Source organism: Actinoplanes xinjiangensis (genome assembly GCF_003148685.1).
GTDB lineage: Bacteria > Actinomycetota > Actinomycetes > Mycobacteriales > Micromonosporaceae > Actinoplanes > Actinoplanes xinjiangensis.
This window is the reverse complement of the sequence record NZ_QGGR01000068.1, coordinates 1-3,411: the sequence shown is the minus strand read 5'-3', so window position 1 is coordinate 3,411 and position 3,411 is coordinate 1. Positions and strand designations below refer to the sequence as shown.

Sequence of the window (3,411 nt, the reverse complement as noted above, 5' to 3'; positions counted from 1 at the left end):
TCGGGTTGTGGGTTGGTCGTTGGTTGAGAATTGCACAGTGGACGCGAGCATCTTGTTTTTTGTGGTTAAGTTGTCAAGGGCGAACGGTGGATGCCTTGGCACCAGGAGCCGATGAAGGACGTGGGAGGCCGCGATAGGCCTGGGGGAGCTGCCAACCTAGCTGTGATCCCAGGGTGTCCGAATGGGGAAACCTGGCACGAGTCATGTCGTGTCATCCATGCCTGAATTCATAGGGCATGTGAGGGGAACGCGGGGAAGTGAAACATCTCAGTACCCGTAGGAAGAGAAAACAAACGTGATTCCGTGAGTAGTGGCGAGCGAAAGCGGACGTAGCCTAAACCTTGTGCGTGTGATACCTGTCAGGGGTTGCGTATGAGGGGTTGTGGGACCCACTTGATTGTTCTGACAGACAGTCGGAGAGTTACAAAGTTATAGGTTAGTTGAACGGTGTGGGAAAGCCGGCCGTAGAGGGTGAGAGCCCCGTAAGCGAAAATCTATGACCTCTTTGTGGTGTTCCCGAGTAGCAGCGGACTCCTAGAATCTGCTGTGAATCTGCCAGGACCACCTGGTAAGGCTGAATACTTCCTGGTGACCGATAGCGGACAAGTACCGTGAGGGAATGGTGAAAAGTACCCCGGGAGGGGAGTGAAATAGTACCTGAAACCGTTCGCCTACAATCCGTCAGAGCCTTTAGGGGTGATGGCGTGCCTTTTGAAGAATGAGCCTGCGAGTTAGTGGCATGTGGCGAGGTTAACCCGTGTGGGGTAGCCGTAGCGAAAGCGAGTCTTAATAGGGCGTTTTTAGTCGCATGTTCTAGACCCGAAGCGGAGTGATCTAGCCATGGGCAGGTTGAAGCGTGGGTAAGACTGCGTGGAGGACCGAACCCACCAACGTTGAAAAGTTGGGGGATGACCTGTGGTTAGGGGTGAAAGGCCAATCAAACTCCGTGATAGCTGGTTCTCCCCGAAATGCATTTAGGTGCAGCGTCGCGTGTTTCTTGCCGGAGGTAGAGCACTGGATGGTCTAGGGGGCCCACAAGCTTACTGAAATCAGCCAAACTCCGAATGCCGGTAAGTGAGAGCGCGGCAGTGAGACTGCGGGGGATAAGCTTCGTAGTCGAGAGGGAAACAGCCCAGATCGCCAGCTAAGGCCCCTAAGCGTGTGCTAAGTGGAAAAGGATGTGGGATCGCATGGACAACCAGGAGGTTGGCTTAGAAGCAGCCACCCTTTAAAGAGTGCGTAATAGCTCACTGGTCAAGTGGTTCCGCGCCGACAATGTAGCGGGGCTCAAGCACACCGCCGAAGCTGTGGCATTCACACATTAACTCCGCGCCTGGACTTGGTCTTGGTGTGCAGGTGTGTGGATGGGTAGGGGAGCGTCGTGTAGCGGGTGAAGCGGCGGAGTGATCCAGCCGTGGACGCTACACGAGTGAGAATGCAGGCATGAGTAGCGAATGAAGGGTGAGAACCCCTTCCGCCGGATGACCAAGGGTTCCAGGGCCAGGCTAATCCGCCCTGGGTGAGTCGGGGCCTAAGGCGAGGCCGAGAGGCGTAGTCGATGGATAACGGGTTGATATTCCCGTACCCGCAAAAGAGCGCCCAAGACGAACCCATCTGTACTAACTACTTGAAGCGCCGGCGACCTTCGGGTCAAAGAGCGTGGAGACTAGGACCTTGGGTGGTAGTAGTTTAGCGATGGGGTGACGCAGGAAGGTAGATGATCCCGGCCGGTGGTTGTGCCGGGGTAAGCGTGTAGGCCGTACCGTAGGCAAATCCGCGGTGCATGAGGCTGAGACGTGATGCCGAGCCGTTCTGGTGAAGTCATTGATCCTATGCTGCCGAGAAAAGCCTCTAGCGATGTTCTGAGCGGCCCGTACCCCAAACCGACACAGGTGGTCAGGTAGAGAATACCGAGGCGACGGGTGAACTGTGGTTAAGGAACTCGGCAAATTGCCCCCGTAACTTAGGGAGAAGGGGGGCCGGACGCGTGAAGCCCCTTGCGGGTGGAGCGTGGTATGGCCGCAGAGAGCAGGGGGAAGCGACTGTTTACTAAAAACACAGGTCCATGCCAAGTCGTAAGACGATGTATATGGACTGACGCCTGCCCGGTGCTGGAACGTTAAGGGGACCTGTTAGCTCTTCGGGGCGAAGCGGAGAACTTAAGCGCCAGTAAACGGCGGTGGTAACTATAACCATCCTAAGGTAGCGAAATTCCTTGTCGGGTAAGTTCCGACCTGCACGAATGGCGTAACGACTTCCCCACTGTCTCAACCACAGGCCCGGCGAAATTGCAGTACGAGTAAAGATGCTCGTTACGCGCGGCAGGACGGAAAGACCCCGGGACCTTTACTATAGCTTGACATTGGTATCCGAATTTAATTGTGTAGGATAGGTGGGAGCCTGTGAAGCTCGGACGCCAGTTCGGGTGGAGGCATTGTTGAAATACCACTCTGTTGGGTTTGGGTATCTAACTTGCGGCCCTGATCGGGTCGAGGGACAGTGTCTGGTGGGTAGTTTAACTGGGGCGGTTGCCTCCTAAAGGGTAACGGAGGCGCCCAAAGGTTCCCTCAGCCTGGTTGGCAATCAGGTGTTGAGTGTAAGTGCACAAGGGAGCTTGACTGTGAGACTGACGGGTCGAGCAGGGACGAAAGTCGGGACTAGTGATCCGGCACTTGCGAGTGGAAGCGGTGTCGCTCAACGGATAAAAGGTACCCCGGGGATAACAGGCTGATCTTCCCCAAGAGTCCATATCGACGGGATGGTTTGGCACCTCGATGTCGGCTCGTCGCATCCTGGGGCTGTAGCAGGTCCCAAGGGTTGGGCTGTTCGCCCATTAAAGCGGTACGCGAGCTGGGTTTAGAACGTCGTGAGACAGTTCGGTCCCTATCCGCCGTGCGCGTTGGATACTTGAGAAGGGCTGTCCCTAGTACGAGAGGACCGGGACGGACGAACCTCTGGTGTGCCAGTTGTTCCGCCAGGAGCATGGCTGGTTGGCTACGTTCGGAAGGGATAACCGCTGAAAGCATCTAAGCGGGAAGCCTGCTTCGAGATGAGGTATCCCACCACCTTGAGTGGGTAAGGCCCCCAGCTAGACGACTGGGTTGATAGGCCGGAGATGTAAGCACGGTAACGTGTTGAGTTGACCGGTACTAATAGGCCGAGGGCTTAACCACCCTATATTTTATGTTCTGCGTCCACTGTGTGATTCACAGCAAACGAACAACCACCCATCTTAGTCCGGAAATCTCGGATGAGTTGGTTGCTGGTTGTGTTTCGCTGATGGCTGTTTCGGTGGTCATAGCGGAGGGGAAACGCCCGGTTACATTCCGAACCCGGTAGCTAAGCCCTCCAGCGCCGATGGTACTGCACTCGGGAGGGTGTGGGAGAGTAGGACGCCGCCGGACTCAACGT

Annotated in this window: 2 rRNA genes; both read left to right on the top strand. The window is 55.9% G+C overall.

The features are described from left to right. The first annotated feature begins 63 nt into the window (after positions 1–63). Positions 64–3,173: ribosomal RNA gene (locus tag BC793_RS48435) — 23S ribosomal RNA — on the top strand. A 114-nt stretch (positions 3,174–3,287) separates the two neighbouring features. Continuing rightward, positions 3,288–3,404: ribosomal RNA gene (gene rrf / locus BC793_RS48430) — 5S ribosomal RNA — on the top strand. The last annotated feature ends 7 nt before the right edge of the window (positions 3,405–3,411 follow it).